Genomic DNA, 25,181 nt, shown 5'->3' with positions numbered 1-25,181 from the left:
AGAAAAAATATGCCGAAAATTATCGTATTGCCTCATGATACTTTATGCCCCGATGGTGCGGTTTTGGATGCCAATCGTGGTGACAGTGTGCTTGATGTAGCCTTAAAAAATGGTATTCATATTGAACATGCTTGTGAGAAATCTTGTGCTTGTACTACCTGTCATGTCGTTATCCGTGAAGGGTTTGATTCTTTAGATGAGAGTGACGAGCTTGAAGATGATATGTTAGATAAAGCTTGGGGGTTAGAGCCCGAATCTCGTTTGAGTTGCCAAGCAAAAGTGGCTGATGAAGATTTAGTGATCGAAATTCCCAAATATTCACTGAATCACGCGAAAGAAGATCATTAATTTATGCTCATTCCCTCATTTTTTATCTAAAGGGGATGAATTACACTAGGGAGCTTGTTATGAAATGGACAGACTCACGGGACATTGCCATTGAACTTTGTGAACAATATCCTGATGTCGAACCTCAAAATGTACGCTTTACTGATCTACACCAATGGATTTTAGATTTGGATGATTTTAATGATGATCCTGATCGTTCAAATGAAAAAATTCTTGAAGCTATTATCCTGTGTTGGATGGATGAGCGAGATTAAAATCCACGCTCAAATTTGAGTCGAGTGAGTATGCTAAAAAGCGGGCCTGATGGTCCGTTTTTTTATCAAGTAACCACTTTTTACAGAAAAAGTACCTTTAAAAGTGAATCATTTGGTATGGTCGAGAATATAGTCCAGTGATTGGCTAAAGCGATCATATCGCCAAACGACTTGGAGCGGCAGGTTCTCGGCCAGTGAGTTTATCCCTATCAGCATAGACCGACTATATGATTGGATAAACAAACCCAGCCCACATCACTGCATCTGCAAGTTAAAATGGTATAAAGAGTATTTGGAATAACATCATATAAAAAGACAAGGAGAAACCATGTCTACACCAATGTCGGTACGAATTAGTTTAGAACCAGCCCTGCCTCAGTGGGGAGAAAAAGCACTGATTTCATTTTCCGAACAAGCTGCTGTCATCCATCTTACGACAGCCAATGATATTGACAGCATTCAACGTGCGGCGCGTAAATTTGATAATCAAGGATTACGCCATCTATCTTTACAAGGCAATGAGTGGACGCTTGAAACCATTTGGGCATTCTATCAAGGCTATCGTGATGCGAAGAAGAAGAATGTACTGGAATGGAGCGAGCTAGAAAAAACCGCACAAACAGAGTTGCAAGCTCGTATTAAAGTTGCCGATTGGACACGAGACATCATCAATAAAAGCGCAGAAGAGGTCGCCCCGCGTCAACTGGCGACCATGGCCGCAGAATTTATCAAATCATTAGCGCCAGAGCAGGTTTCTTATCGTATCGTCAAAGATAAAGATCTATTAACGGAAGGCTGGGAAGGTATTTTTGCAGTAGGCCGAGGCTCAGAACGCACCTCTGCAATGTTACAATTAGATTTTAACCCGACAGGTGATGAGAATGCGCCAGTTTTCGCTTGTCTCGTCGGGAAGGGAATTACATTTGATTCAGGTGGTTACAGCTTAAAACCATCGAATTTTATGTCTGCCATGAAATCAGATATGGGGGGAGCGGCGACCATCACAGGGGCTCTTGGGCTGGCGATGATGCGAGGCGTAAATAAAAGAATTAAGCTGATTTTATGCTGTGCTGAAAATATGGTTTCTGGACGAGCGCTGAAATTAGGTGATGTGATTACTTATAAAAATGGTAAAACGGTAGAAATCATGAATACCGATGCCGAAGGACGCTTGGTTTTGGCTGATGGGCTTATTTATGCCTCAGAACAAAAACCTACGCTCATTATTGATTGTGCGACGCTGACCGGAGCGGCGAAAAATGCGTTAGGTAATGATTACCATGCCATGCTTAGCTTTGATGAGTCATTAGCGCATCAAGCTCTTAATGCCGCTAAAGAAGAGCACGAAGGCTTATGGCCTTTGCCTTTAGCTGAATTTCACCGTGATATGCTACCGTCTAATTTTGCCGATTTATCTAACATCTCATCGGGCGATTACTCACCAGGAGCGAGTACCGCAGCGGCATTCTTATCTTATTTTGTTGATAATTATCAACAAGGATGGTTGCATTTTGACTGTGCTGGAACTTATCGTAAATCGGCGAGTGACAAATGGCCCGCTGGAGCAACCGCGATGGGAGTTAAAACGCTTGCACGGCTACTAGTAGAACAGGCGAAATAATTTTTCATCTTCCTATCATAAAGGAAATAGAAGCCTATTAAGTTAGGCTTCTTATAACGATAAGAACTAGAAGGATATTTAATGGCTCTTGAAAAAACATTTTCTATTATTAAACCGGATGCAGTAAAGCGTAACTTAATTGGTGAAATTTATCACCGTATTGAGCAAGCAGGGCTACGGATCATTGCCGCTAAAATGGTGCACTTAACCGAGCAGCAAGCGAGTGGTTTTTATGCTGAGCATGAGGGCAAACCCTTTTTTGCTGAATTGAAAAAATTCATGACATCAGGCCCGATCATGGTTCAGGTACTTGAGGGAGAAAATGCGATTTCTCGCTATCGAGAGTTAATGGGAACCACTAACCCAGAAGATGCTGCTTGTGGTACGCTACGAGCTGATTATGCCTTGAGTATGCGTTATAACTCGGTGCATGGCAGTGATAGCCCAGAGTCAGCGGCGCGTGAAATCGAGTTTTTCTTTCCTGAAAGTGAAATTTGCTTACGATTAGATTCTTGATTTTTTAATCGTTTTATTTAAAGGCCCTCGGTGTAATCGGGCCTTTTGTGTGTATCAGGTTTAGTCAACAGGCCCTAGGGATAACGTGTCAAACACCTACTTATGGCAAGGTTTTTCGGCTCTTGTCGCGACTGCATAAAGGCTGTACAATTCGCGCCCTTAATTCTTGTTCCATCTCTGAGAGGCCACATGACCATGCAAAAAGTCAATCTACTCGATTTTGATCGTAAAGGCTTACGTACCTACTTTGCTGAAGAGTTAGGTGAAAAAGCTTTTCGTGCCGATCAAGTCATGAAGTGGATCTATCACTTTGGTTGTGATGACTTTGAAAAAATGACCAATATCAACAAGACATTACGCGAGAAATTACAAGCAAATTGCGAAATTAAAGCCCCTTATGTCTCTCAGGCTCAGCACTCTAATGATGGAACGATAAAATGGGCGATGCGTGTTGGAGATCAAGATGTTGAAACCGTCTATATCCCAGAGGAAGACCGTGCCACCTTGTGTGTCTCCTCTCAAGTTGGCTGTGCATTAGAATGTAAATTCTGTTCAACGGCTCAGCAAGGTTTTAACCGAAATCTACGTGTATCTGAAATTATTGGCCAAGTTTGGCGGGCTGCGCGTGAAATCGGTTTAGAAAAAGAAACAGGCCGACGTCCTATTACCAATGTGGTGATGATGGGGATGGGGGAACCTCTGTTGAACATGAAAAACCTGATCCCAGCGTTAGAAATTATGTTAGATGATCTAGGTTTTGGGTTATCAAAACGCCGTGTCACCGTCTCGACCTCTGGTGTGGTGTCTGGACTCGATCAAATGACGGGACAAATTGACGTCGCCTTAGCGATTTCTTTACATGCTCCCAATGATCAATTGCGTAGCGATATTATGCCGATCAATGATCGGTGGAATATCCAAGATTTCTTGGCATCAGTTCGTCGTTATATTGCTTCATCCAATGCTAACCGTGGCAAAGTAACGGTAGAGTATGTCTTGCTTGATCATGTTAATGACGGCACCGAGCACGCGCATGAACTGGCTCAATTAATGAAAGATACGCCTTGTAAGATCAACTTAATCCCGTTTAACCCTTATCCTGGTTCGCCTTATAAAAAACCAAGCAATTCAAGGATTGATCGTTTCCAAAAAACGCTGATGCAATATGAACATACGGTAACAGTCCGTAAAACGCGAGGCGATGATATTGATGCTGCATGTGGACAATTAGTGGGAGAGGTTATCGACCGAACTAAGCGGACAAAATTGAAGGCACAGGCAGAGCAAATGATTCCAGTCAAAGCAATTTAATCTATGAGATAAGGCAGATTCAGTTCTGCCTTATCGGGAATACCGATGTCCCAATAAGTCCAATGATCATCCTCTTATTTTAACATTGACCCTGTTTGGGGCGTGTTTTTGTTACGTTTTCATGTCAATTTAACGAAAAATATTGACCTGGCTGTAATTTCTTTCCCAAATCAATGTTGTTTAGCGCTTAATATCCATTAGAATGATTTCTAACACTGCGTTCGAGTTTAATATCGAATAGAATATACGTGATATCCCAATCGCTTGGGGATTAGGACAACGCTTATTCGCCCTATTGATTAAAATATGGTGAGCTATTTAGCAAAGTCATTGCTTGCAAGTGAAAAAGGATCATTAAATTTTCCCTGTTCAAGTTACGCTTGCTTTACGCAACGAACAATCAATATAAAAACAAGCCAAAGCACGTGACGTGAACAAGAACATAAGAGATTAGTACTGCGGATGAACACAGAACAAGACAACAGCATCGACAATAAGCCATTAATACAACCGGGAACTTTACTGAAACAGAAGCGTGAGGCATTAGGGCTTAGCCAAAAGCAGATCGCTGATCGTTTGCGTTTGCGGGTCGCTATTATTCGCAATATCGAAGAGAATCAGTTTGATTCTGATTTAGTCTCGACTTTTATTCGTGGTTATCTGCGCTCTTATGCGAGAGCCGTGGGTGTTAATGAACTCGATATTATGGATGCTTATGAAGCCAATTGTGCAAGCGAGCCTCAAGAACAAAAAATGCAGAGTTTTTCTCGCAAGACCAAGCGCGCTAAACACGATAATCGCATTATGACCATTACTTGGATTATTGTTTTGGTGATTATTGGTATGTCTTCACTCTGGTGGTGGCAAAACAATCAGCAAGACAGCTTGTTACCAGCCAATAATCTCCCCATTAACTCAAATGAAATCGATACTGCACCACCAGTGGTTGAGGCGAGTTCTGAATTTGCTACGGTAAGCGAATTAACTCAAGCGCAAGAGCAAGAGGCATCAACGAGTGATATTGAAGCGATTGAGCCTGTTGAACCCATTGCTTCCATTGAGGATGACGCTGAAGCTCAAGTTATTGCTGATCAAACGATAGCCGCTGTAGAAACGGTGCCCAATAATCTACTTACAATGCATTTTTCTGCAGATTGTTGGATTCAAGTTAAAGATGCCACGGGGAAAACGTTATCGACCGGAATAAAAAAAGCCGGTCAAACCGTCAATTTACAGGGAGAAACACCCCTACAAGTTATTCTTGGTGCGCCTGAGGGCGTTTCCGTTACATTTGCGAGTGAACCTATCGACCTTTCTGGGTATACTTCAGGTAAAGTAGCTAGATTCACCTTACCTTAGACAATATTATGCAATACGAGTCTCCTATCAAACGTCGCCCATCGACACGTATTTATGTGGGTGATGTACCCATTGGCGATGGTGCCCCCATCGCCGTACAATCCATGACTAACACCAGAACAACGGATGTAGCAGCCACGGTTGCTCAGATCAAAGCGTTGGAAAAAGTAGGCGCTGATATCGTACGGGTATCGGTTCCGACAATGGATGCCGCAGAAGCATTTAGGCTGATTAAACAACAAGTCTCGGTTCCTTTAGTGGCTGACATTCATTTCGATTACCGTATTGCGCTAAAAGTCGCAGAGTACGGTGTCGACTGCTTGCGAATTAATCCTGGTAACATTGGCAACGAGGATCGGATTCGTTCGGTGGTTGATTGTGCCCGTGATAAAGGCATCCCAATTCGCATTGGCGTAAATGGTGGATCGCTAGAAAAAGAGATCCAGATGAAATATGGCGAGCCAACTCCTGAAGCTCTCGTCGAGTCGGCAATGCGCCATGTGGATATTCTTGATCGGCTAAACTTCGATCAATTCAAAGTTAGTGTAAAGGCCTCGGATGTTTTTCTCGCTGTTGATTCCTATCGATTACTCGCGACCAAAATTGACCAGCCGCTGCATTTAGGCATTACGGAAGCCGGTGGTGCTCGTGCCGGTTCAGTCAAGTCGGCGGTTGGCTTAGGTATGTTACTCGCGGAGGGGATTGGTGACACGCTACGTATTTCTTTAGCGGCTAATCCAGTTGAAGAGATCAAAGTGGGGTTTGATATTCTTAAATCTTTACGTATCCGCTCTCGAGGGATTAACTTCATCGCTTGTCCTAGCTGTTCTCGTCAAGAGTTTGATGTGATTGGCACCGTCAATGCACTTGAACAGCGATTAGAAGATGTTTTAACTCCGATGGATGTTTCCATTATTGGCTGTGTAGTCAATGGCCCCGGAGAAGCAGAAGTTTCTCATTTAGGGCTTGCGGGTAGTAATAAAAAAAGTGCCTTTTATGAAGATGGCGTGCGTCAAAAAGAGCGTTTTGATAACGATGATCTCGTTGCTCAACTTGAAGCCAAAATTCGCGCCAAAGCCGCTCAATTAGATGCAAACAATCGCATCGATATTCAGCAACTCGAACAAGATTAATCTCAACGATATTACGGTAAGTACAGTGGCAAAGACTATTCAAGCAATTCGAGGTATGAACGACTGCCTCCCAACTCAGTCTCCGCTTTGGCAAAAAGTGGAAGGCGTAGTAAAAAACGTGATCAGCGCATACGGCTACAGTGAAGTGCGTATGCCGATCGTTGAGATGACGCATCTATTTAGCCGCGCGATTGGCGAAGTGACCGATGTGGTTGAAAAAGAGATGTACACTTTTGAAGATCGCAATGGGGATAGCTTAACGCTGCGTCCAGAGGGAACGGCTGGTTGTGTTCGTTCTGGGATTGAAAATGGCCTACTGTATAACCAAGAACAACGCTTATGGTACATGGGGCCAATGTTCCGTCACGAGCGGCCACAAAAGGGTCGTTATCGTCAATTTCATCAATGCGGTGTGGAAGTCTTTGGTATTGATGGGCCAGATGTCGATGCGGAACTGATCATGATGACTGCGCGTTTATGGCGTGAACTCGGCATTGCTAATCATGTTCGTTTGGAACTGAACTCGATCGGCTCATTAGAGGCCCGAGCGAATTATCGTAGTGCATTAATTGATTATTTAGAGCAATACCAAGCCATCTTAGATGATGATTGTAAACGCCGTATGTACACCAACCCCTTGCGTGTTTTAGATACAAAGAATCCAGAGGTACAAGCGGTATTAGGTGATGCGCCTAAGCTTTCTGACTATCTGGATTTCGATTCTAAACAACATTTTGCAGGGTTATGTGAACTTCTTGACGCAGCTGGTATCGAATATACCGTCAATGAACGTTTGGTCCGTGGGTTGGATTATTATAATCGAACCGTATTTGAATGGATCACAGAAAGTTTAGGGGCGCAGGGCACGGTGTGTGGTGGTGGCCGCTATGATGGACTGGTTGAGCAACTTGGTGGAAAACCAACCCCGGCGGTGGGTTTCGCGATGGGGCTTGAGCGCTTGGTATTGATGATGGAAACGTTGGGCAATACAGACGTTCGTCGTCAGGTCGATGTTTATGTTGTCACTGCGGGTGAAGGCACCATGATGGCGGGTATGAAACTGGCTGAGCATTTGCGTGAACAGTTGCCAGGACTACGAGTCATGAATCACTGTGGTGGTGGTAGCTTTAAAAAACAATTTAAGCGTGCTGATAAAGTCGGTGCAGCGGTTGCGTTGGTTTTAGGTGAAAATGAAGTCCTAGAGCAAACCGTTGTGCTAAAAGATTTACTTGGTGGGGAACAAACCACCTTCTCTCAAAATGAGATTGCAAGCCAGTTGGCGCATCTTATCGAACAACACTAATTTTTGAGATTTCTGATTTTAAGAGGACAGGAAGTGGAACTCTACGATACCGAAGAACAACAAGTTGAAGCAATCAAAGATTGGTGGAAAGAAAACGGTAAAGCGGTCATTTTAGGTGCCGTTATTGGTTTAGGTGGACTGTTTGGTTGGCGTTATTACCAGCAGTCTGTGATTGCTGGGCAAGAAGCAGCTTCAGAAAACTACACCCAGGTTATGCAGAACTTAGCGCAAAAAGGCGTTGAGGCTGAATCAGACATACAGCGTTTTATTGCAAGCCACAATCAATCGGAATATGCCGTGTTAGCTGCCATGCAGTTAGCTAAAATACAGGTTGAAGCCGGTCATTTGGATGAAGCATTAGCGCAACTTGAATGGGCTAAAAATACGACCCAAGATGCCGCGCTAAAACCACTGTTGAGCTATCGTGTTGCTCGCTTACAGGCAGAGCAAGGGCAAAGTGATGATGCTCTGGCTGAGCTTGCCACAATAAAAGAGCAAAGTTGGGCTGGGCGAGTGGCTGAGCTACGTGGTGATATCGCTTTGCGTATGGGTGACAAAGACACAGCTTATACTGCTTATACTGAAGCTCAGCAAGCGAGTGACGCGAGCCAAACCTTGCAAATAAAACTGGATGATCTAGCCAGATAAGGGCATGACTTGATGAAGAAAATGTTCAACAAAGTGCTTTTGTCAGCGGCCATGTTAGGAGCATTGGTCGGGTGCTCAGGCGAAGAAGAAAATATCATCATGGCTCCTCTTCCGCTGGTTAAGAGTGAATTTACCCCACAATCCGTGTGGCGCAGTTCGATCGGAGATGGGGTGGGGCATTATTTTTCAAACCTTGCTCCAGAATACGCTTACGATAAGATTTTTGTCGCCAACCGTGAAGGGGAAGTGAAAGCGCTGAATCCTGAAAATGGGCAGCCATTCTGGCGCGTTCGTCTTCAAGGTGACGTTCCTGCTCGTCTTTCTGGCGGTATCACTGCCGCTTATGGACAACTATTTATTGGCAGTGAGAATGGCGAAGTCATTGCGTTGGATGCTGAGAGTGGCAATGTTAATTGGCGGGCAAATATCGAAGGTGAAGTGCTGGCTCCGGTAGCCGCGGATAATAATTTTATTATCGCCAATAGCAGCCGAGGAATCTTAGTGGCTTTAGATGCTAGCACGGGCGAACAAAAGTGGACCATAAGTACCGATGTACCAAGCCTCACGTTACGTGGTGATAGCCAACCTGTCACAACATCAGGCGGAGTTTTTTGGGGCACACCGAGTGGCCGTCTTGCGGCTGCAATTGTTGAACGAGGCCAACTGATTTGGCAGTTACCGGTCGGGCAGCCTAAAGGCGCAACAGAAATCGATCGACTTGTGGATGTGGATGCAGCACCACTGATTATTGGTGCTAACTTATACACGATCGGCTTTAATGGCCAATTGATGGCTATTGATTTACGTTCAGGAAATCCGCTATGGAAACGTAACTATTCATCAACAACCAACATGGCCAGTGATGGTAGTCGCTTATTTTTGATTACTGATAAAGATCATGTTGTTGCTGTCGATGCGCGAAGCGGTACCGAATTGTGGAGCAATAAGCAGTTAGAACATCGTTTATTAACGGCACCTAAAATTATTGATGGTTATGTGGTTGTTGGGGACAGCGAAGGCTATTTACATTGGTTTGATCGTGGCAGTGGTGAATTTGTCGCACAACAACTCATTCATAAAAGTGGTTTTGCAGTCGGACCGTTGGCTTTAGATGACGGATACCTAGTGATCACACGGGATGGTAAAATAAAGAAACTGACGATCCGTCAATAAATCGTGATACAATTCATAGTTGGCTCCTAGCTGGAAACAGTTGGGAGCCGTTTTGTTGAAATAAACCTTGAGTTTATATACCCAAATGACTTGTGAATACTAAGCTTAATTACAAAGTCGCGAAGTTATTTCAGTATAATTACATAAGAAAAGAATCATTAGTGAGGTTGTTATGATACCTGTTGTTGCTCTTGTTGGGCGTCCTAATGTAGGTAAATCGACGCTATTTAACCGACTCACCCGTACACGAGATGCACTGGTAGCGGACTTTCCTGGTTTAACACGTGATCGAAAATACGGTCAAGCTAAGTTAGGTGAACATGAATTTATTGTGATTGATACTGGTGGTATTGATGGCAGTGAAGAAGGTGTAGAAACCAAGATGGCGCAGCAATCGTTAGCGGCGATTGATGAAGCGGATGTCGTCCTATTTATGGTTGATGGCCGTGCTGGACTGACGGTTGCTGATGAAGCCATTGCCCAGCATTTACGTCGAATTGAAAAGCATGCCATTTTAGTGGTCAATAAAGTTGACGGTATTGATGCGGATTCCGCTAGCGCGGAATTTTGGCAGTTAGGCATGGGCCAGCAAATGTACCATATTGCGGCAGCACATGGCCGTGGTGTGGGAGCATTGATTGATCGAGTTTTGAGTCCTTTAGCTGAGCAGATGCTTGAGCAAGGTGGTGAACTAGAAGATTTAACTCAATTTGAAGACCATGAGCCAGAGCAAGTTGATTATACCGAAGAAGAAGCGGAAGCGGTCTATCAACGTTTGCAAGATCAACCCATTAAGTTAGCGATCATTGGACGACCTAATGTGGGGAAATCGACCTTAACCAATCGTATTTTGGGGGAGGAGCGAGTGGTGGTTTATGACATGCCAGGTACCACGAGAGACTCGATTTATATTCCCATGCAGCGTGATGAGCGTGAATATGTACTGATCGATACCGCGGGAGTTCGCCGCCGCAAACGTATTAATGAAACGGTAGAAAAATTTTCTGTCGTCAAAACCTTAAAAGCAATAGAAGATGCTAACGTTGTTCTACTTGTTGTCGATGCTCGAGAAAATATCTCTGATCAAGATCTAAGCTTGCTAGGGTTTGCGCTTAATGCTGGGCGCTCTATCGTCATTGCTGTCAATAAATGGGATGGGTTGACCACTGATATTAAAGAGCAAGTGAAGAAAGAGTTGGATCGTCGTTTAGGCTTTGTCGATTTTGCTCGTATTCACTTTATTTCTGCTTTACATGGAACGGGTGTTGGACACTTGTTTGAGTCCGTACAAGAAGCTTATCGATCTGCGACCACTCGTGTGGGTACATCAGTACTGACACGCATTATGAAGATGGCAACCGATGATCACCAACCGCCTTTAATCCGTGGTCGACGCGTGAAGCTCAAATATGCTCATGCTGGTGGATATAATCCACCGATTATTGTTATTCACGGTAACCAAGTGAATGACTTACCAGATTCGTATAAACGTTATTTAATGAACTACTACCGTAAATCATTAGATATTATGGGAACTCCGATTCGAATTCAGTTCCAAAATAGTGAAAACCCATTTGAGACCAAATCAAATAAATTGACTTTATCCCAAGAGCGTAAACGTAAACGCTTAATGAATATGGTCAAAGATCGTCGTAAATAAACCTTAAAAACCCAAGCATTGTGCTTGGGTTTTTCTTTATCTTTTCTTAGTTCTTGCCTTACACCTCTCTGTTTTGTACTGTTTTGATCGCTGCTTTTATTTTCCTTATTCAGGTGGCAGCGTGACTTTGGGCACCTGCCTACGATTCACCTATTTGTCATATTTTTCCTAGTGAGATCACTTAATGATCGTTTTATTAAATTCTAATAATTGGAGTATTTTTGTTTTAATTGGTTTTTTTATCTGTTTAAAATCCAAATGCAGAATATGTAACTTATGCTTTCGGTGTGTGGTGATATAAATGTTCTTTTTGCTGGTGATCGCTGATCATGCTGAAGAAAGCAAAAGATCAGCCTATGATCGCTTCTATTTGGGCGGGGAGATCATTTTCAGCGCCAATGTACGATCTAAATCCGTTCGATTTGTACTCTTAAGCTATAGCTATTATGATTCAAGAAAAAATAGCATCGGAAATAAACCATGAATGAATTATGTCCGCAGTGTGCGGATACATTAAAGTGGGATGGCCAGTATCACTGCGTGAGTTGTCAGGTTCACTATAAAAAAATAGCGCATTGTCCTGATTGTGATCAAGAGTTAGCAAAACTCCAAGCATGTGGCGCTGCTAACTACTTTTGTAATCGGTGCAATGAGTTGAAATCTAAATCGCGGGTTCGTGCTGAATTTCAGAAAATCGACTAATTTACTGTGGAATGTATCGCTTCTTGTGCAAGTCGTGTCACAAGTTTATCGCCCGTTTTGACTTCATCTGCACGGCGGATCACTTTTCCTTGCTCATTTTGAGTGATTGAATAACCACGCGATAAAGTGGCTAATGGGCTGACGGTATGCAGTTTGTCAATCAGTAGCGTATAACGATGACGAGAGGTAACGAGGGCTCGTTCCATTGCGGCTGTTAATTGGCGTTCGCATAAATTCAAGCGGTATTTTTGAGCTTGTAGCTGCTTTTCTGGAGACAGTCGTTGCAGATGATGGTATGAGTTTACAACCTGTTGATGCGCGGTCGACAAACGGCGTTGGATGGCTCTTTCTAAACGAAAGTTTAGCTCGTCTAATTGTTGTTGTTGACGTTGTAACCGATGAATCGGGTGGTGCTTATCCAACTGATGTTGTCGCTGTTTAAGGCCGGTGTATTGCTGAGTTAAATAGTAGCGCATGCCACTTGCTAATTTATGTTGATAATTAGCAAATGTTTGTTTTTTATGGCTATTATCTCGACTAACCATTTCAGCGGCCGCTGACGGAGTTGGGGCTCGCATGTCTGCAACGAAATCTGCAATCGTGACATCAATTTCATGCCCAACGGCACTAATAACCGGAATTTCACTCGCCGCAATAGTTCGAGCCACGATTTCATGATTAAAGCACCATAAATCTTCTAACGAGCCACCACCGCGTCCCACGATCAATACATCACATTCTGCGCGAGAATTAGCACAGCCAATGGCCTGAGCAATACTGATTGCAGCTTCACTACCTTGCACTATGGTCGGATAAATAATGATCGGCAGGCTTGGATCGCGGCGTTTCAGCACCTGCAAAATATCGTGCAGAGCAGCTCCGGTTTTTGAGGTGATCACGCCCACACAGCGCGGGTGTTCTGGCAGTGGTTTTTTGAGTGATTGCGCAAATAACCCTTCTGCGGCCAGTTGCATTTTGAGTTGTTCAAATTCTTGTTGTAGCCGTCCATCGCCTTCAGGCTGCATGCTTTCAATGATAATTTGATAATCACCACGAGGCTCATACAAAGAGAGCCTAGCTTTGACTAACACTTGTTGGCCGTTCTGAGGCTTAAAACGAACAAGACGGTTATTCCCTTTGAACATGGCACATTTCACTTGGGCGCGATTATCTTTCAGGCTTAAATACCAGTGGCCAGAAACAGGTGCAGAAAAATTAGAAATTTCGCCGATTAACCATATAACGCCCATCTCATTTTCGAGCAACAACCGGACTTCTGCATTTAGGCGGGAAACAGTATAAATATTTTGATTAGTCAAGGAGGGCACCGCTAATTGAACCAGACGTGAGTATGGAAATTAGCGGCAATATAATACATAGCAAGGGGTGGATTGCAAATTAAAATTAAAAAAATGAGTGGTCAATCGATTGCTCTGGGCGTATAATCCGTCCGCAATATCAAATCTAAATCCCTTTATTATGCGAAACGATAAAGTGGATTTAATACTCTTTAACATCTATGTTGTGAGATATTGCAAATGCTACGAATTGCTAAAGAAGCACTAACCTTCGATGACGTTTTACTCGTTCCTGCACACTCTACTGTTCTGCCGAACACAGCCGATCTTCGCACTCGACTTACCAAAAACATCACGCTAAATATTCCTATGATTTCAGCGTCTATGGATACAGTAACAGAAGCGCGCCTAGCAATTGCTCTTGCACAAGAAGGTGGTTTGGGCTTTATCCATAAAAATATGTCCATTGAACAGCAAGCTGAAGAAGTCCGCCAAGTTAAGATCTTTGAAGCGGGTATCGTCACCAACCCAGTTACAGTTCGTCCAGATGCAACGATTGCCGATGTCATGAGCTTAACCAAAAAACATGGTTTTGCTGGCTTCCCTGTGGTGTCTGAAAATCACGAATTGGTTGGCATCATTACCGGGCGAGACGTTCGTTTTGTGACAGACCTTTCTAAATCGGTTTCAGATGTGATGACACCGAAAGATCGCCTAGCAACGATTAAAGAAGGCGCTTCTCGTGAAGACGTTCAAGAACGGATGCATAAAGCGCGTGTTGAAAAAGTTCTTGTCGTCAATGACGATTTCCAATTAACCGGTATGATCACGGCAAAAGATTTCTATAAAGCAGAAAGTAAACCCAATGCTTGTAAAGATGAGCAAGGTCGCTTACGGGTTGGTGCAGCTGTTGGAGCCGCTCCTGGCAATGAAGAGCGCGTGAAAGCGTTAGTGGAAGCTGGCGTGGATGTCTTACTGATCGATTCTTCTCATGGTCATTCTGAAGGTGTACTGCAACGTATTCGTGAAACTCGAGCGGCTTATCCTGATCTCGATATTATCGGTGGTAATGTCGCAACAGCGGAAGGTGCTCGCGCATTGATTGAAGCTGGTGTTAGTGCGGTTAAAGTGGGTATTGGCCCTGGGTCTATCTGTACCACACGTATTGTGACTGGGGTTGGTGTTCCTCAAGTGACTGCCATTGCCGATGCGGCGGGTGTTGCCAATGAGTATGGTATCCCTGTTATTGCTGATGGTGGCATTCGTTTCTCGGGTGATATTTCAAAAGCGATTGCTGCCGGCGCATCTTGTGTGATGGTTGGCTCCATGTTTGCTGGCACCGAAGAAGCACCCGGTGAAGTGATCCTGTATCAAGGTCGTTCTTATAAAGCTTACCGTGGCATGGGATCGCTTGGTGCGATGTCTAAAGGCTCTTCTGATCGTTACTTCCAAACCGATAATGCGGCAGACAAATTAGTTCCTGAAGGTATTGAAGGCCGTATTGCTTATAAAGGCCTCCTTAAAGAGATCGTCCATCAACAGATGGGGGGGCTTCGTTCATGCATGGGGCTAACCGGATCGGCAAGTATTGAAGCACTGCGTACGCAAGCACAATTTGTCCGTATTTCAGGAGCGGGCATGAAAGAGTCTCACGTCCATGACGTACAGATTTCAAAAGAAGCCCCTAATTATCGTATGGGTTAAACGTAAACGTTTGCTTTTTTCCTTGATGACCTATCGAGAGGCGGGTAGACTCGCCTCCGTTTCTTAATTTAGCTGATAAGATTGCTTAATAATGACCAAGAATATTCATGATCAACGAATCCTTATTCTAGACTTCGGTTCTCAATATACTCAACTGGTAGCTCGTCGTGTCCGTGAAATCGGGGTGTACTGCGAATTATGGAGCTGGGATGTCGCAGCAGCCGATATTCGAGAGTTTAACCCTGACGGCATTATTTTGTCTGGTGGCCCTGAAAGCGTAACTGAGCTTAACTCACCTCGCGCACCTCAATATGTATTTGATTCAGGCGTGCCAGTCTTTGGTGTGTGCTATGGCATGCAAACCATGGCTGAGCAGTTGGGGGGCCGCGTGGCTAGCTCAAACGAGCGTGAGTTCGGCTACGCACAAGTTAATGTTTCAGGCCAGTCGGCACTATTTAAAGATCTTGAAGCAATTCAAGATGTTTGGATGAGTCACGGTGATAAAGTGGTGGAAATTCCAGCCGATTTCGTAAAAATTGGTGAAACCGAAACTTGCCCATACGCAGCAATGGCCAATGAAGAGAAGAAATACTATGGGGTTCAGTTCCACCCAGAAGTAACGCATACTAAAAATGGCCTAAAAATGCTCGAGAATTTTGTACTCGATATTTGTGGTTGTGAGCGACTATGGACTTCTGAATCCATCATTGAAGATGCGATTGCCCGTATTAAAGCGCAAGTGGGTGATGATGAAGTGATCCTCGGCCTTTCTGGTGGGGTCGATTCTTCTGTCGTTGCGATGCTAGTCCACCGTGCGATTGGCGATAAACTGACTTGTGTCTTCGTCGACAACGGCCTACTACGTCTCAATGAAGGCCAACAAGTGATGGACATGTTTGGCAATAAATTTGGCCTAAACATCATCAAAGTGGATGCGGAAGAACGCTTCCTATCAGCTTTAGAAGGCAAAGCAGATCCTGAAGAGAAACGTAAAACCATTGGCCATGTTTTTGTTGAAGTCTTTGATGAACAAGCTAAAAAACTTAAAAATGCCAAATGGTTAGCACAAGGCACGATTTATCCAGATGTAATTGAGTCAGCTGCATCAAAAACGGGTAAAGCGCATGTCATCAAATCACATCACAACGTAGGTGGTTTACCTGACGACATGGAAATGGGGCTAGTTGAGCCATTACGCGAACTGTTTAAAGATGAAGTGCGTAAGATTGGCCTAGAGCTTGGTTTGCCATACAACATGCTTTATCGTCATCCATTCCCAGGGCCAGGCCTTGGTGTGCGTGTACTGGGCGAAATTAAGAAAGAGTATTGCGATTTGCTACGTCGTGCTGACGCTATCTTTATTGAAGAGCTGCACAATGCCGATTTGTACAATAAAGTATCGCAAGCGTTTACCGTTTTCTTACCCGTGCGCTCGGTTGGCGTAATGGGTGATGGCCGTAAATACGACTGGGTTGTGTCACTACGTGCAGTTGAAACGATCGACTTTATGACCGCTCATTGGGCGCATTTACCTTATGATTTCTTAGGTAAGGTGTCGAATCGAATCATCAATGAAGTCGATGGCATTTCTCGCGTGGTGTATGACATCTCCGGTAAGCCACCTGCGACCATTGAGTGGGAGTAGGCTTAGTTGTAAAAACTAGCCAAGTCCTTATAAAATAAAAATGCCAGTCAGTATTATTGACTGGCATTTTTTATGGTTGTATCAGTTCACAGCGATGAAGGCGTTCTATTTTGGGAGATAGAGGCAGCACAACACCGGATACGGCCAGAAGATAAAAGCGATTGCCGTTAAAATGGAGGTATTCCCAAACAGGTTGGCTGGGCGTGCTTATAAGGACATGATGAGATCGGTCGATCAAATAGACAAAATGAGCGCTGGCCGTTTGGCCGACGCAAGTAATTAGAAAGCACACGGGCCGGTTATGGCGATCACACTGATTATTGTGAAGCTGTAACTAGTTTCTGGACATAAGTTTGCTATCGATTTTACTAAATTAGTAAAGCGTGCATTACCTCAACTGAGGTAAAGCCTTTTGATTCCACCGCATCAAAAGCTCATATATAACTATCGGGTACTTAGCAAACGAGGGGCTTATGACACTTTCACAACTTCTTTTTGACTTAAGTAACTAGGTGCCTCTAATATGAGGTGAGCTATCAATTCGTTTCATAATAACTTTACTTGATTAGTTTCCTTTGAATAACGAATTTTTCCACCGACTATTGATATAAAAATGAATAAGAGTGTTTTTAAGATCCTTTTCAATCTAACGAAAAAACAACCTTGGCTTGAAGATAAAGTTGATGAATTACAAGAGCTTCTGTTTTCAGATTGTAATTCGGAAGAGGAACGAGAGCTGATTCTTGAACTACTAGAGAGGTTCACGCATGTTTCTTACGAAAGATTCAGCGAACTAATAAATATGTTAGTTGAAGATATTGCAACAGATCCTAACTTGGAAGATAAGACGACTCAAGTTGTAGCAATGACTGGTGACTATAGTTCGGATAGCGCACAGTTTGTTACTTATGCTCTAAAAGCGCCATTTGAAAAAATGAAGTGGCGAGAACATATCACCGTCACTAATTTTCAACGCGCATATAAAGAGTTCAACAGGCACGGAAAGAAGCACACCAATATAGTGCTAGTGGATGAGTTTGTCGGTAGTGGTAAAACGATTGTTGGTAGGGTCAATACACTCAAAAAACTCTTTAACGACAATGGTGTTACAAATATTAAGATTTACGTAAAAGTCATTGCAGCATCAAGCATTGGAGTCAAGAAGGCTAAAGAGTCTGATGTAGACTTAACGTCATATCTTGTTTTAGAACAAGGTATATCTGAGCATAATGATGCGGCTGAAACAGCAAGAAAATTAGCACTGATGGATAGGTTAGAGAGTATATTATCAACATCCTATAAGAATAGAGCGCTGCCATGTCGAGGCTATGGCGGTACAGAGTCTTTGTACACAAGGGATGACGGTAATACACCAAATAGTGTTTTTCCTATCTTTTGGTGGCCATTTTTCAAAGATAACACTGCACGCGAAACACTGCTTATTCGCGCTATGGGAGATGCATGATGACGAAGCTTAAACCGATGGAGATTAAAGCACTAAACGCCTTATGGAAATCAGCCAAAGGTCTTGATGCATTTAGCTTTTTTCGGCGTCTAGATTTTTCTTTTACGGATTACTCTAAAACAGTTCGATCTCTCTGTGACAAAGCCTTAATAAAAGAAGCCGCCGATGATTTCTTTTTAATCACTCCAGATGGTATTGCATGTCTCACCCAAAAAAGTTTACAACAAAAAGAACGACCGTGGAGGACTGTTCCTGATAGGTTTTTATCGAAGAAGGTCTCCACATCTGACTTTTATGTTCCAAGTCTTTGTTTATTAGACGAGAAGACTTTTAAAACGCACTAGTTTCATATACATTAGTGTCTGGCTTGTAGAAGCTAGTACGTTGGAGTGTAGTCGCTCTCAGGTTAAGGTTGGCGTTAACCACTTACTTACGATTTTCGAAAAGATAAAAATCGTAAGTAAGCGTGAATAGCTTCGCTATTCTTACGGCATTTAAATCTCACATATTTCGCGAGCGAAATCTGCAAGATTTAAATGTAGGTGCGTAGTATAGAAGGTAGCTTCTACAAGTCATTTCAAACATACTATGAATAAAAAACAAGAGCTTGAAATAAATAACTGGGAATTATTCTTTGTTGATAGAGGTATATCTGAACACCTAATTGCTCAGTACATGCCTTATGTGCGAAACCTTATCCAAGCCAATTTGCCAGTCATATTTGAAATTGAGCACCTATCTAAACTGATGGGTGTTGAGCTTAATGAGCTCCAGAAAATGATCGCGAATTCAAGTCGCTTCTATCGAGAGTTTTCAATACCAAAGAAACGTGGTGGTAGAAGACTTGTCTCAGCGCCATATCCATCCCTCCTGATGTGCCAAACTTGGATATACGAAAACATATTAAAAACAATACCCGTTCACTTTTGCTGTCATGCATATAGAGAAAAAAGATCTATTATCAGCAATGCAACACCCCACCTAGGTCAAACAGCTATCTTAAAGATGGATATGGAGGAATTTTTTCCCTCCATTCCTATAAATTGGGTAATTAGACTTTTTTCAAACCTGGGGTATTCGCACAATGTCTCATATTACTTAGCATCCATTTGCTGCTTGTATGGTGTACTTCCACAAGGAGCCTCAACAAGTCCCGCTTTGAGCAATATCTTACTTAGGCACTTAGATAATAGGCTATACAAACTTTCAAAGAAATATAGCCTGAACTACACAAGGTATGCCGATGACTTAACCTTTTCAGGTGACTACATTCCCCACAAGGTTATCGACATCATATCGGATGTAATCACTAATACTGGCCTATCCCTCAATAAACAAAAGACAAGCTTAATAATTGGTGATAAGCAAAAAATTGTCACAGGAATATCTGTGCAAGGCGATCGTCTTACTTTACCTCGTTCTTCTAGACGCCAAATAAAGCAAGAGATTCATTACATAAGACAATATGGACTAGTATCCCATATCAGCAAACATAAGATTAAGAATCCTTATTATCTTCAGTCGCTAGAGGGGAAACTAAGGTTTTGGCTACAAATCGAACCTGACAACAAGTTTGCATCTGAAAGCCTATTGTTTATCTCTGCGTCGCAGAAAAACTAAGCCAAATTATTGGACGATGAAATGTACAACTCATCATTGCTGACACGTTTTGGGGCAAAAGTGAGTTTTGAGTTGAGCTACAAGAGTCAGTACCGCTTACTCTGACTCGATATTGAGGTTGCGTTATTTGGTTGAAGATTTGCTCGGCTTTAAGCCAGGAGTATTTCCTGGTGTTTTTTTATTGTCACGCCGACGCTGATCTGGCTTACCGGTCGACTTAGCTATTGGTTTTGGTCCTGGTTTTAAACCCATGATTTGATCCTTTTACTTAACGAGGTTATTCCGCTTTGTATAATCTTTGGGCAGTATTGATGGCTTTCAAGATGTGTATGAAAAACAATCTCAAAATATCCCCAAGGTCTCTTGCTGGTAACTCACGTTTTGATGCGTTTTAAAAATGTACTGCGATAAGTTGGAGGCACAAGATGGATAGAATTACCTCGGGTTCGTGATGGCTGAGTGTTGAAGAGAAACAAGAGCCTCGTTGTGGTATGCAAGAATCCTCAGCTGGGCCAGAGCAGAACTAAAACGTCGACGAGACGCAAAAAATAAAAAAATCCACGCATGGTATTGAGAAAGGCTACCTTTATAACCATCTGTTATATAAGCTTATTTCCTGCTTATTGATATTCGAATCGCGTAGGCTTTGTGGTAAAAACTAGCCAAGTCTTTATAAAATAAAAAATGCCAGTAGCTAGAAAGCTACGGATGATTTTGGGTGGTGACAATGAGTATTAAAATCTGGTATTAAAACCGTTGTTCTTCATAAGTATGCTGGGTTGGATGTTTGATATGATGCATTATTTCATGGAAAGCCGCTGAGCTTTGTCCATTGCTTTGATTGAGCTGGTGGCACTCATGAATCAAACTCTTGAGATATGTCCATTGATTTCTGGCCTTGATATTAAGCTCTGAGGGAAGCGCATTACAAATGCGTTGGACACTGTGTTCATGAATGGGAAGCCCAAGTTTGCGTAGATGCAAACTTCGCTCAGTGGCATGATGACTTAGCTGATTGAGTATCGGGATTTGCTGAGCTACGTTGTCGTTTAATGCCACGCTATCAAATGTGAGGTAAATAGATTTTTGTTCTCTAAGTAGCTCTAGCAGCTGTTGGTATAGTTTTATATCGATGCTAATACTGTTAATAACGGCTTGAATTCGTTGAACTTTGGGTGATGCCATCGTGATATCCTCAATGATAGTCTTACTCGTGTCCCGTATAAAATTGCATTAGCGCTTTTGATAATGCTTTTGAGTCTAGGCTTAATTGACCGTTTGTCAGCGCATTTCTAACTTGCTCTACTTTTGCCATGTCGATGTCTGGAAGAGCGGCCATCTCTTTCTGAGCATGCTCGATTGCTGTTGTGTCCACTTGCACCTGATGCTCTGGTGTTTTGGCTCTAGTTGGCATGTCGACCGTTTTTGTTGTTGTTTGCTGCAAGCTTGTGTGAGATACGTTCCCACCGGCTATTTTATCAATTTTCATGTCATTATCCTCAATCATCCTCTCCTATTGTACTTAGGCGGCCAACAGATGACGATAGTTAAATCGAAATTATGATTTTAAGCTTCAGCTTATTTTTATGTTGAAAGGTATACCCAAACAACTTGGCGTTGCTGGTCGGCGGCAAGTGAGTAACAAATGTGAACAGCCGTAGGCTGGCCTTTGATGAGAGCCACGGATGGCTCTCATCATCCCCATGAGCATAGACAGGCGATGTGATTGGGGTGAACGAACGTAGCCAACACCGCTGCGGCTTCAAGTAGGAAGGGGATATAAAATTGCTTTGTTATTCACGGCCGTGAATATGGATCACTAGAATCGGAAATCAAAATAGCGTTTTTGCTTGATTTTTTCCGGTTACGACGGCACGAATAACGTTTCCTGAACTGATATTTTGTACCTCAATTTGTTTGCCTAAGTATCCATCTTCTAAAGCAATTCCTTTTGTGGTTGCGATAAATCCATCTTTGTTAGCAATTAAAATAATTTCATTACCTTTTTCGATCACGGCGGAGACTTGTACATCACTTTGGCTCAACACGGTGCCACCTCGTATGCGTCTGATGGTTTCGAGACCGATAGCTTGGTTAGGGTCGGTGTAGAAGCTGTCTTGCTTGGTTAATGTTCGACGTTCTACTTTTAGATCGGCGGCAGAGAGTGTGGTATTTCGGTTGATGGTTTTATCTGTTACGACGACAGGTAAAGAGATGCTGGCTTTTATGGTGACATTAATACGCCAAGTATTATTAAGGTCATTACAACTGATGGCACGTTTTAGGTTTCCGATAGGCAGTGAATGATAATCTCGGGTTGAAATAAAAAGGCGTTTTGTACACTTAGGCAAATGCTGGACTGACTTAGGTAGCCATAATTCGTAATTTAGCCGGTAGTGCTGCCAATGTTCATTGCGGGCATAATCGTGCACTTCTTGTTCAAACTGGCTTGAGACATATTGTTTGATTTGGTTTTCAGTCTGGGCTTCCATCGCTAAGCTTGGCAGAGTAAAAAACAACCAGACAGCAAGTAGCATGGTATGGATGGGGTGGCGTTTACCTTGCTTCCTACTGACTTTTTTTGTTTCCGCGTTGCGGAAGTTTGCTTTCCTTTCTTTTTTATAACTCATTGAAAAAAATAACTTATTTGATTGGCATGTATTTTGATTCTTATTAAGTCAGACCGTAAACGACTTAAAGGAAACTTGAATGGCGATCTCATTTGATAGTGCTCTGGGTGTTCATACCGATGCTCTCAACTTTCGTGTTCAGCGTACCAAAGTCCTGGCCAGTAACCTAGCAAATGTTGATACCCCAGGATATTTGGCCAAAGATTTAAGTTTTACAACTGTTATGGATCAGCACTCATCTGGCCGTATAAGTCAACCTAGAGCTAGGTTTGAAGTGCAAACTCAGTACGCCGTCCCTTATCAAAACAGTAAAGATGGGAATACCGTAGAGCTGAGCGTTGAGCAAGCTAAGTTCACGAAAAATAATATGGATTTTCAAACCAGTCTGACTTTTCTGAATATGAAATTCAATGGGCTGGCGAAAGCAATTGAAGGACGTTAACCATGTCATTTAATGATATTTATTCTGTTACCGGTTCGGCGATGAATGCACAGACAGTGCGATTAAATACCATTGCCAGTAACCTAGCAAATGCCGATGCGGTATCTGCAAATCCAAATGATGCCTATAAGGCGTTAAAGCCTGTTTTTGCCACGGTGTATAACAAGACACAACTGGCCCCAGAAAGTAACAGCTATCCGAGCGGGGAAGTACGCATTGTTGATGTCGTACAAAGTGCTGGGCAAGCGGAAAAACGCTTTGAGCCACATCATCCTTTAGCGAATGATGAAGGCTACGTTTTCTATCCAGATATTGATGTTGTCGCCGAGATGGCGGATATGATGTCGGCCACTCGTAGTTTTGAAACCAACGTTGAAGTGCTTGCGAATGTAAAAAGTATGCAACAAGGTTTACTTAAGTTAGGGCAGGGTAGTTAATGAGTCTTGCCCAATACACGGCTTTTTCGGCAGATATTCCAGTAGCATCGACTAATTATGAGACGCCAAAAGTTGCAGCTAACCCTCAGGATCCCAACGGAGGCACTGCTTTGCAAAATGAGTTTATCAATCTTATGGTCGCTCAAATTAAAAATCAGGATCCTCTAAACCCGTTAGATGGGACGGAATACGTCAGTCAGTTAGCGCAGTTTTCTCAAGTTCGCAGTATGGAAAATATGTCCAGCTTGATGAAAAACAGCATGGTTTTACTAGATAACATGCAAGTGCTTTCAACCGCTAGTTTAGTTGGGCAAACAGTCTATGTGGTCGCCAACGAATTTCAACTGGATGATGAGGCGCAGCATGGGCGAATTGAGCTTGAGCATGCGTCGAATCAAGTCAACCTGATGATCAAAGATGAGTTCGGGCAACAAACGAAAGTTTCGCTTGGCGCTCATGCCGCCGGTGATCTCGATTTCTCTATTGATCCAAAGAAACTGGGTTTAAAACCGGGCAAATACACCATCTCTGTTGAGGTACAAGAGGGACAAACTCGTCCTAATATGCTGCTAGCGGGCAAAGTTGAACAAGTTCGTATCCCAAGTAACGGTGGGGCAGCGCTTGTTAACGTCCAAGGTGTTGGTTCAATCCCTTTTTATCAAATCTCCCAGTTTGGTGCCTAACCCGATAAGGAAAAAAGTCAATTATGAGCTTTAACATTGCACTTAGTGGTTTAAATGCCACGAACTCTGAATTGAATACAATCAGTAACAATATTGCGAATGCGTCGACATTTGGTTTTAAAGGTGCTCGAACTGAATTTTCATCAGTTTATAGCGGTATGCAAGCGAGTGGCGTTGAAGTCGCTTCAATTTCGCAAAATTTCGATAAAAACGGCTCGGTGATCAACACGGGGCGGGCAATGGATATTGCAATTAATGGTAATGGTTTTTTTGTCACCAAAGATCATTCAGGGCAAACTCTGTATACTCGCGCGGGGATTTTTGCTCCCGATAAGGACAATTATGTTGTCGCTAACAACGGTGCAAAGCTGCAAGGTTACAGTGTTGATAGCAAAAACCAGCTTTTGTCGGGTATGGTGGGTGATATTAAAATTTCGAATGCCTCACTGGGTGCAGAAGCGACCGACAAAATCGACTTTGTGGCTAATTTTGATGTGACCTCTCCTGTCATTACCGCACCATTCAATGCAAGCGATCCGAAGACATTTAACTCCTCTTATACCACCAAGGTGTACGACTCTTTGGGTAACGGCCACACGGTGACTCAGTATTTTACTAAGACCGCTGATAATACGTGGCAAATCAATATGGAAGTCGATGGCGGAAGTACGGCGTTGACCGCTCCCACTAAAGCTCAAACAGTAACCTTTGATGCTGAAGGTAAAATGGCTAGCCCTTCCTCACCATTTAACATCGCATTTAATGCCTCAGGCGCAAATCCTGTAAGTCTAGCCGTCGATCTAACAGGCACAACGCAATTTGGCGCAGCATTTAGTGTGAGCAAAAATAATCCAAATGGTTATGGCGCTGGTGAATTGAAGGGCATTCGCGTTGAGGATAATGGTGAAGTTTATGCAACTTATACTAATGGTCAATCACTATTACAAGGGCAAGTGGTCTTAGCTGATTTTGCCAATCCTCAAGGTTTAACCAAAGTGAGTGGGACGGCGTGGACACAAAGTTTTAGTTCTGGTTCGCCAGCCGTTGGCACCCCAAGAACTGGCGTACTTGGCAACTTAACCCCTGGGGCGTTAGAAGGGTCTAATGTGGATTTAACCAATGAGCTAGTAAGTTTAATGACCGCTCAGCGTAACTATCAAGCTAATGCGAAAACCATTTCAACCAGCGATAAGTTAACACAAGCCTTATTTAATGCAGTTTAACGGAAT

General features: G+C 43.0%; 25 protein-coding genes. 21 read left to right on the top strand and 4 right to left on the bottom strand.

What is annotated here, in order from left to right; translation table 11 throughout:
• The first annotated feature begins 9 nt into the window (after positions 1-9).
• The 12 genes from fdx to FKN05_RS06470 all read left to right on the top strand — a co-directional run bounded on the left by fdx (position 10) and on the right by FKN05_RS06470 (position 12,028).
• Positions 10-348, top strand: coding sequence for an ISC system 2Fe-2S type ferredoxin (fdx, locus tag FKN05_RS06525; protein WP_161427920.1), 339 nt, complete (start codon positions 10-12; stop codon positions 346-348).
• Positions 349-407: 59 nt separating this feature from the next.
• Positions 408-602 (top strand): Fe-S cluster assembly protein IscX, encoded by a 195-nt coding sequence (gene iscX / locus FKN05_RS06520; RefSeq protein ID WP_099611904.1) that lies wholly within the window; start codon positions 408-410, stop codon positions 600-602.
• A gap of 328 nt (positions 603-930) precedes the next feature.
• Positions 931-2,223 carry an aminopeptidase PepB gene (gene pepB / locus FKN05_RS06515; protein WP_099611905.1) on the top strand — a complete coding sequence of 431 codons (1,293 nt, stop codon included), beginning with the start codon at positions 931-933 and terminating at the stop codon, positions 2,221-2,223.
• An 81-nt stretch (positions 2,224-2,304) separates the two neighbouring features.
• The gene (gene ndk / locus FKN05_RS06510; protein ID WP_161427919.1) at positions 2,305-2,739 is read left to right on the top strand and encodes a nucleoside-diphosphate kinase; all 435 of its coding nucleotides are present in this window, start codon (positions 2,305-2,307) and stop codon (positions 2,737-2,739) included.
• 189 nt (positions 2,740-2,928) lie between these two features.
• Positions 2,929-4,050, top strand: coding sequence for a dual-specificity RNA methyltransferase RlmN (gene rlmN, locus FKN05_RS06505; protein WP_099611907.1), 1,122 nt, complete (start codon positions 2,929-2,931; stop codon positions 4,048-4,050).
• A gap of 462 nt (positions 4,051-4,512) precedes the next feature.
• Positions 4,513-5,409, top strand: a complete 897-nt coding sequence (locus tag FKN05_RS06500; RefSeq protein ID WP_170887136.1) for a RodZ domain-containing protein — start codon at positions 4,513-4,515, stop codon at positions 5,407-5,409.
• An 8-nt stretch (positions 5,410-5,417) separates the two neighbouring features.
• On the top strand, positions 5,418-6,542 hold the full coding sequence (gene ispG / locus FKN05_RS06495; RefSeq protein ID WP_099611909.1) for a flavodoxin-dependent (E)-4-hydroxy-3-methylbut-2-enyl-diphosphate synthase: 1,125 nt from the start codon (positions 5,418-5,420) through the stop codon (positions 6,540-6,542).
• A gap of 25 nt (positions 6,543-6,567) precedes the next feature.
• Complete coding sequence (hisS, locus tag FKN05_RS06490; RefSeq protein WP_170887135.1) at positions 6,568-7,845, top strand: histidine--tRNA ligase; 1,278 nt, start codon at positions 6,568-6,570, stop codon at positions 7,843-7,845.
• Positions 7,846-7,878: 33 nt separating this feature from the next.
• A complete protein-coding gene (locus FKN05_RS06485) occupies positions 7,879-8,493 on the top strand; it encodes a YfgM family protein (protein WP_099611910.1) in 615 nt (204 codons plus the stop codon).
• A gap of 12 nt (positions 8,494-8,505) precedes the next feature.
• Positions 8,506-9,666, top strand: coding sequence for an outer membrane protein assembly factor BamB (gene bamB, locus FKN05_RS06480; protein WP_161427916.1), 1,161 nt, complete (start codon positions 8,506-8,508; stop codon positions 9,664-9,666).
• Positions 9,667-9,838: 172 nt separating this feature from the next.
• Positions 9,839-11,326: a ribosome biogenesis GTPase Der gene (gene der / locus FKN05_RS06475; protein WP_099611912.1), complete on the top strand. Its 1,488-nt coding sequence runs from the start codon at positions 9,839-9,841 to the stop codon at positions 11,324-11,326.
• 480 nt (positions 11,327-11,806) lie between these two features.
• Positions 11,807-12,028, top strand: a complete 222-nt coding sequence (locus tag FKN05_RS06470; RefSeq protein WP_161427915.1) for a zinc ribbon domain-containing protein — start codon at positions 11,807-11,809, stop codon at positions 12,026-12,028.
• Here FKN05_RS06470 and xseA read toward each other — a convergent pair.
• Complete coding sequence (gene xseA / locus FKN05_RS06465) at positions 12,025-13,356, bottom strand: exodeoxyribonuclease VII large subunit (protein WP_170887134.1); 1,332 nt, start codon at positions 13,354-13,356, stop codon at positions 12,025-12,027. The genes FKN05_RS06470 and xseA overlap by 4 nt on opposite strands.
• Positions 13,357-13,566: 210 nt before the next feature.
• Here xseA and guaB point away from each other — a divergent pair, with 210 nt between their 5' ends.
• From guaB to FKN05_RS06440, 5 genes are all read left to right on the top strand, one after another.
• Entirely contained in the window at positions 13,567-15,030 is a 1,464-nt protein-coding gene (gene guaB, locus FKN05_RS06460) for an IMP dehydrogenase (RefSeq protein ID WP_170887133.1), read from the top strand.
• A gap of 91 nt (positions 15,031-15,121) precedes the next feature.
• A complete protein-coding gene (gene guaA / locus FKN05_RS06455) occupies positions 15,122-16,675 on the top strand; it encodes a glutamine-hydrolyzing GMP synthase (RefSeq protein WP_161427913.1) in 1,554 nt (517 codons plus the stop codon).
• Positions 16,676-17,288: 613 nt separating this feature from the next.
• Entirely contained in the window at positions 17,289-18,140 is an 852-nt protein-coding gene (locus FKN05_RS06450) for a phosphoribosyltransferase-like protein (RefSeq protein WP_170887132.1), read from the top strand.
• Complete coding sequence (locus FKN05_RS06445; protein WP_170887131.1) at positions 18,137-18,484, top strand: hypothetical protein; 348 nt, start codon at positions 18,137-18,139, stop codon at positions 18,482-18,484. Before FKN05_RS06450 ends, FKN05_RS06445 begins: the two co-directional genes overlap by 4 nt.
• 244 nt (positions 18,485-18,728) lie before the next feature.
• On the top strand, positions 18,729-19,760 hold the full coding sequence (locus FKN05_RS06440) for a retron St85 family RNA-directed DNA polymerase (RefSeq protein WP_170887130.1): 1,032 nt from the start codon (positions 18,729-18,731) through the stop codon (positions 19,758-19,760).
• A 747-nt stretch (positions 19,761-20,507) separates the two neighbouring features.
• On the opposite strand, the gene flgN is transcribed toward FKN05_RS06440, so the two are convergent.
• The 3 genes from flgN to flgA form a co-directional block, all read right to left on the bottom strand.
• Positions 20,508-20,945, bottom strand: a complete 438-nt coding sequence (gene flgN / locus FKN05_RS06435; RefSeq protein ID WP_170887129.1) for a flagellar protein FlgN — start codon at positions 20,943-20,945, stop codon at positions 20,508-20,510.
• Positions 20,946-20,967: 22 nt separating this feature from the next.
• Positions 20,968-21,249 carry a flagellar biosynthesis anti-sigma factor FlgM gene (gene flgM / locus FKN05_RS06430; RefSeq protein WP_161428351.1) on the bottom strand — a complete coding sequence of 94 codons (282 nt, stop codon included), beginning with the start codon at positions 21,247-21,249 and terminating at the stop codon, positions 20,968-20,970.
• Between the two features lie 343 nt (positions 21,250-21,592).
• A complete protein-coding gene (gene flgA, locus FKN05_RS06425) occupies positions 21,593-22,390 on the bottom strand; it encodes a flagellar basal body P-ring formation chaperone FlgA (protein WP_170887128.1) in 798 nt (265 codons plus the stop codon).
• Between the two features lie 79 nt (positions 22,391-22,469).
• Between flgA and flgB the strand changes: the two genes are divergently transcribed.
• Genes flgB through flgE form a run of 4 tightly spaced genes read left to right on the top strand, consistent with a single transcriptional unit; the run spans position 22,470 to position 25,175 of the window.
• Entirely contained in the window at positions 22,470-22,832 is a 363-nt protein-coding gene (gene flgB, locus FKN05_RS06420) for a flagellar basal body rod protein FlgB (RefSeq protein ID WP_099611921.1), read from the top strand.
• A 2-nt stretch (positions 22,833-22,834) separates the two neighbouring features.
• A complete protein-coding gene (gene flgC, locus FKN05_RS06415; RefSeq protein WP_161428353.1) occupies positions 22,835-23,269 on the top strand; it encodes a flagellar basal body rod protein FlgC in 435 nt (144 codons plus the stop codon).
• Positions 23,269-23,952 carry a flagellar hook assembly protein FlgD gene (gene flgD / locus FKN05_RS06410; protein WP_170887127.1) on the top strand — a complete coding sequence of 228 codons (684 nt, stop codon included), beginning with the start codon at positions 23,269-23,271 and terminating at the stop codon, positions 23,950-23,952. The genes flgC and flgD overlap by 1 nt, the downstream gene beginning before the upstream one ends.
• A 23-nt stretch (positions 23,953-23,975) precedes the next feature.
• Complete coding sequence (gene flgE, locus FKN05_RS06405) at positions 23,976-25,175, top strand: flagellar hook protein FlgE (RefSeq protein WP_170887126.1); 1,200 nt, start codon at positions 23,976-23,978, stop codon at positions 25,173-25,175.
• Positions 25,176-25,181: the final 6 nt, after the last annotated feature.

It is taken from the genome of Vibrio sp. 1-1(7), assembly GCF_013048485.1.
In the GTDB taxonomy this organism is placed as follows: Bacteria; Pseudomonadota; Gammaproteobacteria; order Enterobacterales; family Vibrionaceae; genus Vibrio; species Vibrio fujianensis.
Note: the sequence above shows the minus strand (reverse complement) of the source record. Positions and strands in the feature narration are given on the sequence as shown.